Source organism: Falsiroseomonas algicola, assembly GCF_011040385.1.
In the GTDB taxonomy this organism is placed as follows: Bacteria; Pseudomonadota; Alphaproteobacteria; order Acetobacterales; family Acetobacteraceae; genus Falsiroseomonas; species Falsiroseomonas algicola.
On sequence record NZ_JAAIKB010000016.1, the window covers coordinates 24,682 to 38,201 of the forward strand.

General features: G+C 68.8%; 15 protein-coding genes. 10 read left to right on the forward strand and 5 right to left on the reverse strand.

The annotated features are described in order from the left end of the window. The first annotated feature begins 130 nt into the window (after positions 1–130). Entirely contained in the window at positions 131–679 is a 549-nt protein-coding gene (locus G3576_RS32010) for a DUF4167 domain-containing protein (protein ID WP_235952464.1), read from the forward strand. Positions 680–752: 73 nt separating this feature from the next. Here G3576_RS32010 and G3576_RS26240 read toward each other — a convergent pair whose 3' ends face one another. The 4 genes from G3576_RS26240 to purM all read right to left on the reverse strand — a co-directional run bounded on the left by G3576_RS26240 (position 753) and on the right by purM (position 3,159). Then, on the reverse strand, positions 753–1,094 hold the full coding sequence (locus G3576_RS26240; protein WP_207623052.1) for a DOPA 4,5-dioxygenase family protein: 342 nt from the start codon (positions 1,092–1,094) through the stop codon (positions 753–755). 134 nt (positions 1,095–1,228) lie between these two features. Then, complete coding sequence (locus G3576_RS26245) at positions 1,229–1,390, reverse strand: aa3-type cytochrome c oxidase subunit IV (protein WP_164697458.1); 162 nt, start codon at positions 1,388–1,390, stop codon at positions 1,229–1,231. 21 nt (positions 1,391–1,411) lie between these two features. Continuing rightward, a complete protein-coding gene (gene purN, locus G3576_RS26250) occupies positions 1,412–2,098 on the reverse strand; it encodes a phosphoribosylglycinamide formyltransferase (protein ID WP_164697459.1) in 687 nt (228 codons plus the stop codon). Then, complete coding sequence (gene purM / locus G3576_RS26255) at positions 2,098–3,159, reverse strand: phosphoribosylformylglycinamidine cyclo-ligase (RefSeq protein ID WP_164697460.1); 1,062 nt, start codon at positions 3,157–3,159, stop codon at positions 2,098–2,100. Before purM ends, purN begins: the two co-directional genes overlap by 1 nt. A gap of 210 nt (positions 3,160–3,369) precedes the next feature. Here purM and G3576_RS26260 point away from each other — a divergent pair, with 210 nt between their 5' ends. From G3576_RS26260 to G3576_RS26270, 3 genes are read left to right on the forward strand one after another with little or no spacing between them, the layout of a single operon-like run. Further along, the gene (locus G3576_RS26260) at positions 3,370–4,092 is read left to right on the forward strand and encodes a hypothetical protein (RefSeq protein WP_164697461.1); all 723 of its coding nucleotides are present in this window, start codon (positions 3,370–3,372) and stop codon (positions 4,090–4,092) included. After that, the gene (locus tag G3576_RS26265) at positions 4,076–4,714 is read left to right on the forward strand and encodes a CDP-alcohol phosphatidyltransferase family protein (RefSeq protein ID WP_235952465.1); all 639 of its coding nucleotides are present in this window, start codon (positions 4,076–4,078) and stop codon (positions 4,712–4,714) included. Before G3576_RS26260 ends, G3576_RS26265 begins: the two co-directional genes overlap by 17 nt. Beyond that, complete coding sequence (locus G3576_RS26270) at positions 4,711–5,895, forward strand: AI-2E family transporter (protein WP_235952466.1); 1,185 nt, start codon at positions 4,711–4,713, stop codon at positions 5,893–5,895. The genes G3576_RS26265 and G3576_RS26270 overlap by 4 nt, the downstream gene beginning before the upstream one ends. On the opposite strand, the gene G3576_RS26275 is transcribed toward G3576_RS26270, so the two are convergent. Further along, a complete protein-coding gene (locus tag G3576_RS26275) occupies positions 5,892–7,112 on the reverse strand; it encodes a polyhydroxyalkanoate depolymerase (RefSeq protein WP_164697463.1) in 1,221 nt (406 codons plus the stop codon). The two genes, G3576_RS26270 and G3576_RS26275, sit on opposite strands and share 4 nt — an antisense overlap. Positions 7,113–7,215: 103 nt before the next feature. Here G3576_RS26275 and G3576_RS26280 point away from each other — a divergent pair, with 103 nt between their 5' ends. The 6 genes from G3576_RS26280 to G3576_RS26305 all read left to right on the forward strand — a co-directional run bounded on the left by G3576_RS26280 (position 7,216) and on the right by G3576_RS26305 (position 13,519). Then, a complete protein-coding gene (locus tag G3576_RS26280) occupies positions 7,216–7,923 on the forward strand; it encodes a glutathione S-transferase (protein ID WP_164697464.1) in 708 nt (235 codons plus the stop codon). Positions 7,924–8,120: 197 nt separating this feature from the next. After that, positions 8,121–9,206 carry a tetratricopeptide repeat protein gene (locus G3576_RS26285; RefSeq protein WP_164697465.1) on the forward strand — a complete coding sequence of 362 codons (1,086 nt, stop codon included), beginning with the start codon at positions 8,121–8,123 and terminating at the stop codon, positions 9,204–9,206. Between the two features lie 41 nt (positions 9,207–9,247). Continuing rightward, complete coding sequence (locus G3576_RS26290) at positions 9,248–9,907, forward strand: recombinase family protein (protein WP_164697466.1); 660 nt, start codon at positions 9,248–9,250, stop codon at positions 9,905–9,907. A 240-nt stretch (positions 9,908–10,147) separates the two neighbouring features. Continuing rightward, the gene (locus G3576_RS26295) at positions 10,148–10,945 is read left to right on the forward strand and encodes a TIGR04255 family protein (protein WP_164697467.1); all 798 of its coding nucleotides are present in this window, start codon (positions 10,148–10,150) and stop codon (positions 10,943–10,945) included. Positions 10,946–11,664: 719 nt separating this feature from the next. Next, positions 11,665–12,570, forward strand: a complete 906-nt coding sequence (locus G3576_RS26300; RefSeq protein ID WP_164697468.1) for a hypothetical protein — start codon at positions 11,665–11,667, stop codon at positions 12,568–12,570. A 214-nt stretch (positions 12,571–12,784) separates the two neighbouring features. Further along, positions 12,785–13,519 carry an HdaA/DnaA family protein gene (locus tag G3576_RS26305; RefSeq protein WP_164697469.1) on the forward strand — a complete coding sequence of 245 codons (735 nt, stop codon included), beginning with the start codon at positions 12,785–12,787 and terminating at the stop codon, positions 13,517–13,519. Position 13,520 lies beyond the last annotated feature (1 nt).

Sequence of the window (13,520 nt, forward strand, 5' to 3'; positions counted from 1 at the left end):
ATTGGCCCGGTCCCACCCGCCGGCGTGCCGCGATGACGCAACCCGAAGATGCTGCGTTCCCGGTCGGGGCCTTCCCGCCCGGCGGCGCGATTGCGAGACGGCGAACGCCATACCAATGAACATGAAGCGCATGCGCGGCCGCGGCGGCAACCGCCACGGGGGCGGAGGTGGCGGCGGCGGCGGTCCGTACCGCCAGGGCGGCGGCGGCGGCGGTGGGGGAGGCGGTGGCGGCGGCCACCAGCCGATGAACCGCAACCACGTCTTCGACAGCAACGGCCCGGACATGCGCCTGCGCGGCACCGCCCAGCAGCTGTTCGAGAAGTACCTCCAGCTTGGCCGGGACGCGACCAGCGCCAGCGACCGCGTGATGGCGGAAAGCTACTTCCAGCACGCGGAGCACTATTTCCGCATCCTCAACGCCATGAGCCAGGCGGCCCAGCAGCAGGGCGGCCCACCCCCGCACCAGCAGCGCCGCTACCACCAGGGGCCGGACCAGGATGGCGGCGGCGAAGGCTCGGGCGAACAGCCCGACCTGAACCGGAACGAGGCCAATCTGGCCCAGCAGATCCACGCGCCCCAATACGGCAACGGCCATGCCGACCGCGGCAACGGCCACGCCATGGAGTCGGACGACCAGGGCGAGCCGCGCGACCGCGACCGCGACCAGCGGGAAGGCTGAGGCATCGAAGCCCTCTCCCCCCTGCGGGGGAGAGGGTTGGGTGAGGGGCCCCAAGCCGGCCCGGCCGCGCCCCCTATTCCGGCAGCACGCTGACTTCCAGCGGCAGCACCGCGCCCATCCACAACGCATGCGCGGTGTGGTCGGCGCGCTGGCGGCCGGTCTCGGGATGCACCAGCACCGTCAGCCCGGCGCGGTTCAGCGCGATGAAGGGCACCAGCTCCGGGAACAGCGCCGGCTCGAACGCCACCTGGTACATGGCCGTGGGGTGCGGGCCGACCGGCACGTCATGCCACCGCCCCAGCACGGCCGCCGGAAAGCGCTCCGCGATCCCGTCCCGCAGCGCCGCCGCCACCGGCCGCGTCGCCGCCGGGTCGTAGTAGACATGGGCGTGCCAGCCCGTGATCGCGTCACTCATCGGTCGCATTCCTGAAGGCCGGCGCAGCCTCCTGCCCCGCGGGGCGGCATGCAAGCAGGCTGACGCCAACACGAAAAGCGCCGCGCCCCGTCCCCGGGATCGCGGCGCCCCTCAGGCGCGGCAGCAGCGTCGCGTCAGGCGACGAAGATGGCCAGCAGCACCAGGACCCCGACGGCCAGGCCGATGCTCCAGGTGGTCGCCTTCATGAAGCCGGCATAGAGCGACTGGCGCTCCGCCATGATGTCCTCGGCCTTCACCTCGACCATCTCATACGTCGCGGGGGCGTGGTCAGCCATGGGCGGGTCCTTCGTTGAGCATCAGCCTTCGACGGGTCTTGTAGAAAGCGCGGCCGGCACGGGCAAGGGGTTCGCCAGGCTCGCGGAGGCCCCCGGCGCATCGACCCGCGCCAGGTCGCCCTCCACCCGCACCCGCCCGGCCGCCAGCCAGGCCAGCGCCGCGGGGTAGATCCGGTGTTCCTCCGCCAGCACCCGCGCGGCCAGCGCCGCCTCGTCGTCATCCGGCAGCACCGGCACGGCGGCCTGGGCCAGGATCGGCCCCTCATCCACGCCATGCCGCACCAGATGGACGGTGCAGCCATGCAGCCGCACCCCCGCGGCCAGCGCCCGGGCATGGGTATCGAGCCCGCGGAAACTCGGCAGCAGGGAAGGGTGGATGTTGATCAGCCGGTCCTGCCAGCGCTCGACGAACCCCTCCGTCAGCACCCGCATGAAGCCCGCCAGCGCCACCAGCTCGATCCCGTGCCGCGCCAGCACGGCGTCCATCGCCGCTTCGAATCCCGCCCGGTCACCCTTGAAGGCGCGGCTCTCGACCACGGCGGTCGGGATGCCCTGTTCCTCGGCATAGACAAGGCCCGGCACCAGCGCGCGATTGGACAGGACCAGCGCGATCTCGGCGGGATAGGCCGGGTCGCGCGCCGCCTCGACCAGCTTCACCATGTTGCTGCCGCGGCCCGAGATCAGGACCGCGGTCGGGACGCGCCGCATCAGCCGGGCCAGCCCTCGCCGAGGTTGTCGATCCGCACCCCGGCGGCACCCTCGCCCGCTTCCAGCGCGCCGATGCGGAACACCGTCTCGCCCGCCTCGGTCAGCATGGCCTGCGCGGCCTCCGCCTCCTCCGCCGCCACCACCAGCACCATGCCGAGCCCGCAATTGAAGACCCGCAGCATTTCCTCCGCCGCCACCCCGCCGGTCCGTGCCAGCCAGGCGAAGACGGGCGGCACGGCCCAGGCGCGGGCATCCAGCGCCGCAACGACGCCGGAAGGCAGCACGCGGGGCAGGTTGCCGGGCAGCCCGCCGCCGGTGATGTGCGCGGCCGCCTTCAGCTTCCCCGCGCGATGCAGCGCCAGCACCGGCTTCACATAGATGCGCGTCGGCGCCAGCAGCGCCTCCGCCACGCTCTGGCCGCTGGCGAAGGGGGCGGGCGCGGCCAGCGTCAGGTTGGTCCCGGCCAGGATGCGCCGCACCAGCGAATAGCCGTTGGAATGCACGCCGGAACTGGCGAGCCCCAGCAGCACGTCGCCCGGACCCACATCGACCTTCGGCAGCAGCGCATCGCGCTCCGCCGCGCCGACCGTGAAGCCCGCCAGGTCATAGTCGCCACCCTTGTAGAGGCCCGGCATCTCCGCCGTCTCGCCGCCCACCAGCGCGCAGCCCGCGATCCGGCAGCCCTCCGCGATCCCGGCCACCACCTCGGCCGCCTGCGCGACCTCCAGCTTCCCCGTCGCGAAATAGTCCAGGAAGAACAGCGGCTCCGCGCCCTGCACCACCAGGTCGTTCACGCACATCGCCACCAGGTCCTGGCCGACGAAGCCATGGATGCCGCTGTCGATGGCGAGCTTCAGCTTGGTGCCGACCCCGTCCGTGGAGCTCACCAGCACCGGGTCCCGGAACCCCGCCGCCTTCAGGTCGAACAGCGCGCCGAAACCTCCGAGCCCGCCCATCGTTCCGGGCCTGTCGGTGCTGCGGGCGAGCGGCTTGATGGCATCCACCAGCGCATCGCCGGCTTCGATATCGACCCCGGCGTCGCGGTAGGTCAGGCTGGTCATGGCGGCCCCCGATCGGGTATTCGGCACACAGGCACCGGCGGTGCCTGCAACGGTAGGGATGGCGATATGCCGGTCAGCGAGCGGCGCAGCCAGTGGGGCGGAAAAAACCATTTTCGCCTCATGACGGCAATGCAGACCACGCCGCTTGCGGCGATATGCACCTCGCCGCTTGCGGCGCTATGCACCACGCCGCTTGCGGCGATACGGGCGATGGTGCTCGGCGCCGCGATGGCGATCGCGGCACCCATGGCCGTGTCCGCACCCGCCTTCGCCCAGGCGACCCCGGACGAAAACCCGCTGGTCCAGCGCGGCGTGCCGGCCGAGGCCACGGCGGAAACCGCCGTCATTGCCCGCGACCGCGCGCTGAATGCCGGCCAGCGCACCGCCTATGACCGCATGGCGGCCGCCCTCGGCCTGCCCCGCGGCATCCCGGATTCCCAGATCGAGGGCCTGGTCCAGTCCCTGGTCATCGAATCCGAACGCATCACCCAGCGCGGCTACGCCGCCCGGCTGACGGTGAACTTCAACCCCTCCCGCGTCGCGGCGATGGGGGGGCGGAACCCCGGGGCCATCGGCGCGCCCGGTACCCTGTTCAGCACGCCCGGTCCTGCCACCGGCCCGGCCACGGGCCCCGCCACCGCCCAGGCCCCCGGCGTCGGCGGCCCCGCCGTCGCGACGGTGGAGGCGCTCGCCCTCTACCGGTCCTTCCCCGAATACGTCGAGATCACGCGCCGGCTCGGCGCGGCCTCCCCCATCGCGCGCTTCGAACTGATCAGCCTGACGGGCGAGAGTGCGCGCCTCCGCCTCGGCCTGCGCACCCAGCCGCCGGAGGCCGCGGCCGAACTGGCGCAGAGCGGCATCGCGCTCTCCCCGGCCCCGATCGATGCCCGACCTGGCGAAGGATGGCGCCTCAGCCTTGCCGGAGGCCGTTGACCACAAGCCGGCGCCGGCCGGCGCGAAGGGGGAAGCTGCCCCCTTCGCCACCCTGCCGCCCCGCCCCGCGGTGGTCACGACCGGCGATGCCTATTTCACCCTGCCCAACGCCATCACCTTCGCCCGGCTCTGCGCCGTGCCGGGCATGGTCTGGCTGGTGCTGAACCATCGGCTGGACTGGGCCTTCTGGGTCTTCGTCGCCGCCGGCGTCTCGGACGCCGTCGATGGCTGGCTCGCCCGCGTCCGGCGCAGCCGCTCCACCCTGGGTGCCATCCTCGACCCCGTGGCCGACAAGGCGCTGCTGGTCTCCATCTACGTCACGCTGGCGGGCATCGGCGTGCTGCCGGACTGGCTCGCCATCCTCGTCGTGTTCCGGGACCTGCTGATCGTGGGCGGCGTGCTGGTGCTCTACGTCCTGGGGCAGCCGCCGCGCATCCAGCCGATCTTCGTCTCCAAGCTCAACACCGCGCTGCAGATCACGCTGGCGGCCGGGGCGCTGCTGCTGGCGGGCTACGGCATGGGCGATTCCGTCATCATCGACGTCTTCATCTGGCTGGTCGCCGCCAGCACCTTCGCCTCCGGCGCCGCCTACGTCACCCAGGCCGCGCGCGGGCGGGCATGAGCGGCACGAAGACCCCCGCACCTCCCCCCCCGCTGCCGGCGCCACCCCCGGCCCCGAAGCCCGAGGCGCGCCCGACCTCCTGGCCTGCCTCCCCCGGCGCGCGCATGGCGACGCGGGCGGAGCGCTGGGCGCTGGTCATCGGCACGGCGGTGGTGCTGCTGTTCAGCCTCTGGCTCTTCTCCGCCATCCTCACGCCCTTCGTGCTGGCGGCCTGCATCGCCTATTTCCTGGACCCGCCCGCCCGGCAGCTGACGCGCTTCGGCATCCCGCGCGGCCTCGCCGCCTTCCTGCTGGTGATGGGCCTCACGGCCTTCGCGCTGCTGGCGCTGCTGCTGCTCTATCCCCTGCTGGTCGCGCAGATCGGCGTGCTGGCCACGCGCCTGCCCGCCTATGTCGCCGGCATCGGCACCCTGGTCCGCCAGGCGCTGGAACGGCTGCAGGAAGCGCTGGGGCCGGAGCTGGTGGACACCCAGCTGCGGGATTTGGCGGTGCGCCAGGCCGGGCAGATCATCACCTTCCTCGGCACCGCGGTGGCGCGCCTCATCGGCGGCGGCGTCGCCCTGTTCAACGTCTTCACCCTGCTGGTGGTGACGCCGGTGGTGGGCTTCTACCTGCTGCGCGACTGGCCGGCGATGATGGGCCGCCTGGAATCCTGGCTGCCCCGTCGCAACGCCGCGGTGCTGCGCCAGCTGGCGAGGGACACGGACCGGGTGCTGTCGGCCTGGCTGCGTGGCCAGCTGCTCTGCTGCGGGCTGCTCGCGGTCTACTACGCCACGGCGCTGAGCGCGGTGGGGCTGGAGCTCGGCCTGACGGTCGGCCTGATGGCCGGCATCCTCTCCTTCATCCCCTATATCGGCAGCCTGACGGGCTTCGTGACCGCGATCCTGCTCGCCATGGCGCAGTTCGGCACCTGGAACGGCGTCGGCCTGGTCATGGCCGTCTTCGTCGCCGGCCAGATCGTGGAGGGCTACATCATCTACCCGCGCCTGCTGGGGGACCGGGTGGAACTGCACGCGGTCTGGGTGATCTTCGCCCTCTTCGCCGGCGGCGTCGCCTTCGGCTTCCTCGGCGTGCTGCTGGCCGTGCCCATGGCCGCCGCGATCGGCGTCGTCACGCGCTACTGGCTGCGACGGTATCTGGAAAGCCCGCTGTACCTCGATCCGCCGAGGACCGGCTCCTAACCCTCATTCGCCTGGATCATCTCCCGCACCCGCGGATAGATCGCCTGCGCGAAGCGCCGCCCGCTGAACACCCCGTAATGGCCAACGCCCGTCTGCAGATGGTAGCGCCGCATCGTCACCGGCACGCTGCGGCACAGATCGAGTGCCGCCATCGTCTGCCCGATGCCGCAGATGTCGTCCTTCTCGCCCTCCACGGCCATGATCGCCGTGCGCCGGATCGCCTCCGGCCGCACCCGCCGGCCGCGCCACACCATCTCGCCGCGCGCCAGCGCATGGTCCTGGAACACGGTCTTCACCGTCTCCAGGAAGAACTCCGCCGGCAGGTCCATCACCGCGAGATACTCGTCATAGAAGCGCCGGTGCTGCGCCGCCCGCGCCACATCGCCATCGAACAGCGCCCAGAACTGGTCCTGATGCGCCTTCAGGTGCCGGTCGAGGTTCATCGACATGAAGGCCGAGAGCTGCAGCGCCCCCGGATAGACCCGCCGTCCCGACCCCTGGTGCCGCCACGGCACGCGCGCGATCAGGTTGCGCTCGAACCACTCGATCCCGTGCCCCGCCGCCAGCGCGTTCACCTTGGTCGGGTTCTGCCGCGCATCGATCGGCCCCGCCATCAGCGTGACACTCCGCGGAGACGCGCGGTTCCGGTCCTCCGCCATCAGCGCCACCGCCGACAGCACCGCCACCACCGGCTGGCACACCGCCAGCACATGGCCGCCGGGCCCGATCGCCTCCTGGAACCGCATCACATGCTCGATGAACTCATCGAGTCCGAAGCGCCCCGCGCTGAGCGGCACGTCCCGCGCATTGTGCCAATCCGTGATGTAGACGTCGTGGTCCTGCAGCAGCACCTGCACCGTGCCACGCAGCAGCGTCGCGAAATGGCCGCTCATCGGCGCCACCACCAGCACGCGGGGCAGGGGGGTCTGCACATCCGTCCGGAACCTGACGAGCGAGGCGAAGGGCGTCCCCGCCACCACCTCCTCGGCCACCTCCACCAGCCGGTTGCCGACGCGCACCGGCCCGATCCCGAAGGCCGGCCGCGTCTGCGTCACCGCGAACTGCGCGAACACATCTGCCGCCGCCCGCATCGCCCGCAGCCCGTCGAAGGCGGGATGCATGACGCCCCAGGGCCCGAGCCACCCCGCCATGCCCTTCGCATGCGCCCGCCACGGCGCCAGCGCATCCTGCCTAGCCTGCAATGCGCGATAGATCATGCGCCGGCCCCGTTCGTGACGGGGCCATCGTGCCACTCGCGGGCCGTTTCGCAACCGCGAAGCCGCTGGTAGCCTGGGGGAAGCAGCAGGAAGGGGTGTCGCCATGTCCGGAGCCAGGCCGCGCAAGCCCGCCGCCACCCCGCCCGCGCCGGCGGCGATCCTGCGCATCTCCAGCCGCAACTACTCCTCCTGGTCGCTGCGCGGCTTCCTCATCGCCCGCCTCGCGGGCCTGAACTTCCGCACCATCACCGTCTCCGCCGACGATCCCTCCACCCGGGCGGAGCTGCTGAACAACGCCTCCTCCATCCTCCTCCCCTGCCTGGAGCATGAGGGGGCGGAGCTCTGGGACACGATCGCCATCGCGGAATACCTGAACGAACGCTTCCCCGATTCCCGCATGATGCCGGAGGATCGCATCGCCCGTGCCCGCTGCCGCGCCATCAGCGGGGAGATGCATGCAGGCTTCCACGCGCTGCGCTCCTCCCTGCCGTTCAACCTCCGCGCCACCATCCCGAACTTCACCGTCTGGTCCGCCGCCCGCGGCGACCTGGAGCGCATCTTCACCCTCTGGCGCGACTGCCTGGCCGAATGGGGCGGCCCCTGGCTCTTCGGCGCCCGCCCCAGCGTGGCCGACGCCATGTACGCCCCCGTCGTGCTGCGCGCCCGCACCTACAACGTGGCGCTGGACGAGACCTGCGAGGCCTATGCCCGCACCATCGAGGCCTGGCCCGACCTCCGCGAATGGATCGACGCCGCCACCCAGGAGCCGGAGCCCCGCATCACGGAGCTGGAGCTGGACGCCGAGTTCTGAGCGCAGGCCGCCGGCACGGCCCGGCATGCGGCGCGACCGGTATTTCAACAGAATGAAATTCCCAACACCGTCGCGAAATTAATAGACTTGAGCAGGATTGATCCGGTATGGGCCGAAAACTGTCACCGTAAGCGCCCCGTAAGCCGACCCTGGCACCTAGGGGGCCGGACGCCGGCGCCAGGAAAACGAAGCATCACATGCGGGACTACTCGCCCTACGCCCTGTTCCACCCCGGCAACGGGCAGGGCAGCACGCTCCATGTCTCCCTCGGCTTCCGTGACCTGCCCGCGGGCCGCTTCTCGATGTGGGACATCCTGACCCGCCGCGGCGTGCCGGTGCTGTTCCTCAACTGCCCGAACACCTGGTACCTGCAAGGCGTGCCCGGATTTGCGGATGACACGCAATCGCTGCTGGCGCGCATCAACCGCCTGGCGAAGCGCATCAAGGCCAGCGCGGTCGAATTCGTCGGCGCCTCCATGGGCGGCACCGCGGCCATCCGGCTCGGCGTCGAATACGGGGCGGACCGCATCACCGCCATCAATCCCGAGACCTGCCTCGGCCTCCGCCATTCCCAGAGCGTGCTGGACCTCTCCCCCGCCGAGGCCCGCGCCGCCCGCGCCGAGCTGGCGGGCCTGCGCACAACCCGCCCCCAGCGGATCCGCGCCCTGGTGAGCGATGCCGATGCGGTGGATGTGGTGAACATGGCGGCGCTGGCGGCGCTGCACCCCGTGGACCTCTGCCTCTTCCCCGGGAGGGACCACCATGTGGCGGAGCACCTGGCCGCCAGCGGCAAGCTGGATTTTCTGCTGTTCGGCGCCCCCGCTGGCGCGGCGCTGGATGAGCGCCTGCTGGACTGCCACCGGGGCCATCACCACGCGCCGCCCATGCCATCCGCCATGGCGATGCTCCGCGCCTATCACGACTGCACAAGCGGCCGCTTCGCCCGCGCGCTGGACCGCCTAGCGCCGCTGGACGCCGCCGCGATCGGCCATGCCAGCGTCGGCTTCCTGCGCGGCTGGGCCCACACCGAACTCGGCGCCATCGACGCCGCCGTGCAGGATTTCTTCGCCGCCCGCCGCCACAACCCCCGTTCGGTGCGCTTCTGCCGCGCGCTGTCGCAGGCCCTGCTCAGCGCCGGCCGCGCGGAGGAAGCGGTGGTGGCCCTGTCCTGGGTGCTGGAGGAACCCCAGCCGGACCGCGTGGCGCTGGTGGCGCTGGCGGACGCGCTGGAGGCGACGAACCGGCGGGCGGAGGCGGAGGGGGTGAGGGGGAGGCTGGGGTAGGGGGCTTTCTGACAGCCAACGTTGTTTGGATTTATACGGACATGGCTTCGGGCCGCTTCGTCTCCTACGTCCGGGTCAGCACCGCGCGGCAAGGCCGCAGCGGTCTCGGCCTGGAGGCGCAGCGCGAGGCGGTGACTGCCTACCTCAACGGCGGCAACTGGACGGTCATTGCCGACTTCGTGGAAGTCGAGAGCGGCCGGAAGTCGGATCGGCCCGAGCTTGCGAAGGCAATGGCCCTATGCCGCCTCACTGGCGCCACGCTGGTTATCGCCAAGCTCGACCGTCTGGCGCGCGACGCGCATTTTCTTCTCGGCTTGCAGAAAGCTGGGGTGGATTTCACTGCGTGCGACATGCCACAGGCGAACCGCCTCACCATCGGCATCATGGCGCTTGTGGCTGAGGAAGAGGCGCGGGCTATCTCAGCCCGGACGAAGGCGGCGCTCGCCGCTGCGAAGGCGCGGGGGACGAATCTTGGCGGTTGGCGCGGTGGTCCGGTGGTAGACGGCACTCTTGGCGCCGAGGCGGTGCGGAAGAGCGCCGATGCCTTCGCCGCTGGTCTGGCGCCGATGCTCCGCCAGATGCAGGGCGAGGGCCTGCCTCTTCGCCAGATGGCGGCTCGCTTGGCCGATAAGGGCATCAAGACGCCACGTGGCGGTGCCTGGACTGCTGTGGCCGTCCGGAATGCCTTATCCAGGATTTAGCTAGGGCAATCCGAGAGTTAGCCTAGAGGATGCTCTGGAGGCGGCTCCCCTCTGCTGGCGGCTGGAGTGGTGCGAGCGGGAGCCGTGTGCGAAGCCTTTATCAACCCGCGCGGGCACAGCGCTTGCTCGTGTGACGCAGACGAGGCGCGCCTCGTAAATTTTTGTCGATCGGCATCGTAACCGCTTGGCAGTCTCCGCCGTTTCACACTAGATTTCACGCTGGAGACAGGATGCGCCGCTATGACAATCGCCGATCCCTTCGCCGGACCGGCTCCCGCCGAGGTCCAGCTAACGACCGCTCCTCTGGCCCTAGCGATTGCTCAAGTTCGGTTTCCTCCGATCCTGGCTCTCGATAAAGCGGAGGCCGTTGCGGACTTCCAGGAAGCCATTCGGGCTGACTACCCCGATCTTAGAAAGGAGGAAGTTCACGAGCTTGCTGTAACGCCAGGCGGCATGCAGGTCTCCAAGGCGATAGTTTGGAAGTTTACCGATGGCGGTGACGGCTGGCATGTCGCCTTGACGACGTCCTTCGTCGCGCTGGAGACGCGCGCCTACAGCAGTCGGAGCGACTTCCTTACTAGGTTTGACAAGGTGGTGAGGGCTGCTGCGGCGACGTTCAAGCCAACCTATGCTGATCGACTTGGATTGAGATACGTCAATCGCCTTAGCAACGGCGCGCTTGGCCGCCTTGGCGCTCTGGTGCGCCCAGAGGTGGTTGGGGCTGCAGTGGCAACCCCGTTTGCTGAGCGTATTCGGCTCAACATGACTGAGACCCAACTCGATCTAGATGCTGGGGTTGGGCAGATGCTCTTGCGGCACGGATTGCTCCCCCCTCAAGCAACCTATGACCCAGCTGCGCTGCCTCCGACGGAAACTCCGAGTTGGGTTTTGGATATCGACACGTATCGAGCCGAGCGGGCAGACTTCAACGGAGACGGCTTGGCGAGGGCTGCGTGGAACCTCGCTGACAACGCATACCGTATGTTTCGGTGGATTGTGAGGGATGAGTTCCTGCGTGAACACGGAGCCGAAATATGAATAACATTACAACTATGTCGGCAACGACGTTTGCGTATTCGCAGCAAGTTGTGGCGGCCTACTTCCGCAGCGCTGTCATTGCCTGTGGCTTTGCTATGGTTGTGGGAGGTAGCCCAGCGCAGGCGACTTCGTCGATCCCTACGCGTCCTCTGGCGAGTGATGCTACGGCGGCTTCGCCGCGCATTACGCCTACGGTGGAAACTGCGGAAGAGGTTGCGAAGATTGCTGCAGCTTTTGAGACGCCAAGCACAAAGCTTGGCGAACTACGCCGTCGCTCGGGCCTGACCTGGGACGAACTTGCTCGTGTAATGAGAACGACGCGACGTTCGCTGCATCTTTGGTCTAACGGACGGGCAATAAGCGCCGCAAATGAAGAGCGCATTTCTCGGCTGCTTGTTGCTATTCGCGCCGTTGATCGGGGTACAGGTGTTGCGACCCGCGCGGCCATTCTTGGCCCAGACGAACTCGGCCGAGTGCCCCTCGATTTGCTGGCGGCTGGACAATTTGATGAGTTCAAGTTGGCTCTGGGTCCTAGTAGTGGCCGAGCTGATGGTCCGTCGCTACTACTTTCGGCGGCAGCCAAGGCGGAGCGTAGGCCGCCCGCGCCGGCAACTCTGCTAGGAGCACTACAAGACCCCGTCGCGGCAGAGCCAATGCCACTCGCTCGTGGCAAATCCCTGCGTGGCTTGCGGGGGCGGGCCTAAGGCGCTTTGGACAAAGTGCCGGCTAACGACGTCGCACCGGGCTTTGCGCAGACACTAGCAGGCTGGAAGCAGGGCGATGCCGTCGTCGAGGCGGGATTGCTCTTCTTCCACTTGGCCGATTTGTCATGTCCGCTCACAGCGGCCTCGCGGGAAGAGGCGTGCATTCAGCCTCCTGAGCCGAGCGACCCTTTGGCCGCTGTAGCATCAAGCCCGCAAGGCTTGGTGGTTGTGACCCAAACCTGTGACATAGTGCGAAACTGGGACAAGAGGCCCTACGTCGAAGTATCTCCGCTCGTCAGGGTCGATCCACACACGCTTGAGGAGATCAGGAAAGCACGCCGGCCCCAATACGCCTATCTGCCGGGCCTTGCAGACAAGGGCCTCGTGGCTGATCTCGATCAGACAATGACTATCGAGAAGGCTGTGCTTGCACCAATGACGCCAGTGCGTGTGGCTGGATGCGTCACAGATCAAGATCGGCGGGAGTTCTCTCAAGCTTTGGCCCGGAAGCGCCAGCGCCCAGCTTTCCCTAACGACTTCAACAGCGCTGCTACAAAGCTGACTGGGCGCATCAAAGAGAAACACAACAAGGGGACACCTGAAGGAGAGTTTGCCCGAGCGCTCTCTGAAATCAGAGTGCGGGCTGCACCGAGTTGGGATGCTCAAGAAGTCAGACTAACGTTTTATCTCATTCTCGATCGGGACCTTGCGTCGGAGTGTGAAGGTTCGCCCTACGCGCTAATCAGACCCAACGAGCAGGATTATGAGCAAGCAAAATCTTGGATAGTACTCTTCGCCGCAAACAAAAAATTTGTTTTGGATAAGGATGAGCCTTGGCGCCTGTGCTTTTTGGCGGATCTGAGTGCAGAAGAGTATGTTTATAGTGATCGGTTAGATTTGGACGATCTATCTGCTGGTTAAGATTTCTTCTGATGCTATCCCTTGCAATGCGCGAATCGAAAACAACTCAGCCCCTTTGCTGGCCAGTTGAGACCATTGCCAGCACTACACAATGACACTACAAGATAGTGTGGTAGCGATCTGCAAGTAACTGATTTTGTTCGCGGTGACGGGGAGACTGGAGTATCCCACCCACTCCCCCGCCGCCCCCATCTGCCCTACCTCTCTCCCATCCATGCTCCCCCCCACCCAGCTCCCGCTCCCCCTCGCGCGCCCGCCTTCCTCCGCCCGCGCGGACTGGGTCCCCGATGCCTCGAATGCGGAGGCCCTGGCCTGGCTCGCCGATCCCGTCCCCTGGCCGCTCCATCGCCTCGCCCTCTTCGGCCCCGCCGGCACCGGCAAGACCCATCTGCTGCGCATCGCCGCCGCCGATCACGGCTGGCGGCTGATGGAGGGTGCGGCCCTCACCCCCGACCTCGCCTTGGCCCCCGCGCCCGGCACGGCGCTCGATGCCGCGGACCAGGCGGACCAGGAAGCGCTCTTCCACCTCATCAACCAGGCCGCCGCCACCGGCGCGCCGCTGCTGATGGCCGCCCGCCTGCCCCCCGCGCGCTGGCCGACCACGCTGCCCGACCTCGCCAGCCGGCTCCGCGCCACCCACGCCGTCGCCCTTCACGAACCCAGCGACACGCTCCTCGCCGCCCTGCTCGCAAAGCACCTGGCCGACCGCCAGCTCCGCCTCGATGCCGCCGTGCAGGCCTGGCTCCTCGCCCGCCTGCCGAGGGACGCCGCCAGCCTCGCCGCCGCCATCGCGACCCTGGATGAGGCCGCGCTCGCCCATTCCGCCCCCATCACCCGCCCCTTCGCCCGCCAGGTGCTCGGCGCCCGGCTGGGGCTGGAGGACGCCGAAGATGACCGTTTCGGGAATGATCCCCCCGAAACCTCCCCGGAGGGCCCGGTCCCGGGCTAGT

Coding starts and splice junctions, on each gene's coding strand:
- G3576_RS32010 (WP_235952464.1), top strand. CDS start 131: ATGCGCGGCCGCGGCGGCAACCGCCACGGGGGCGGAGGTGGCGGCGGC.
- G3576_RS26240 (WP_207623052.1), bottom strand. CDS start 1,094: ATGAGTGACGCGATCACGGGCTGGCACGCCCATGTCTACTACGACCCG.
- G3576_RS26245 (WP_164697458.1), bottom strand. CDS start 1,390: ATGGCTGACCACGCCCCCGCGACGTATGAGATGGTCGAGGTGAAGGCC.
- purN (WP_164697459.1), bottom strand. CDS start 2,098: ATGCGGCGCGTCCCGACCGCGGTCCTGATCTCGGGCCGCGGCAGCAAC.
- purM (WP_164697460.1), bottom strand. CDS start 3,159: ATGACCAGCCTGACCTACCGCGACGCCGGGGTCGATATCGAAGCCGGC.
- G3576_RS26260 (WP_164697461.1), top strand. CDS start 3,370: ATGGTGCTCGGCGCCGCGATGGCGATCGCGGCACCCATGGCCGTGTCC.
- G3576_RS26270 (WP_235952466.1), top strand. CDS start 4,711: ATGAGCGGCACGAAGACCCCCGCACCTCCCCCCCCGCTGCCGGCGCCA.
- G3576_RS26275 (WP_164697463.1), bottom strand. CDS start 7,112: ATGATCTATCGCGCATTGCAGGCTAGGCAGGATGCGCTGGCGCCGTGG.
- G3576_RS26280 (WP_164697464.1), top strand. CDS start 7,216: ATGTCCGGAGCCAGGCCGCGCAAGCCCGCCGCCACCCCGCCCGCGCCG.
- G3576_RS26285 (WP_164697465.1), top strand. CDS start 8,121: ATGCGGGACTACTCGCCCTACGCCCTGTTCCACCCCGGCAACGGGCAG.
- G3576_RS26290 (WP_164697466.1), top strand. CDS start 9,248: ATGGCTTCGGGCCGCTTCGTCTCCTACGTCCGGGTCAGCACCGCGCGG.
- G3576_RS26295 (WP_164697467.1), top strand. CDS start 10,148: ATGACAATCGCCGATCCCTTCGCCGGACCGGCTCCCGCCGAGGTCCAG.
- G3576_RS26305 (WP_164697469.1), top strand. CDS start 12,785: ATGCTCCCCCCCACCCAGCTCCCGCTCCCCCTCGCGCGCCCGCCTTCC.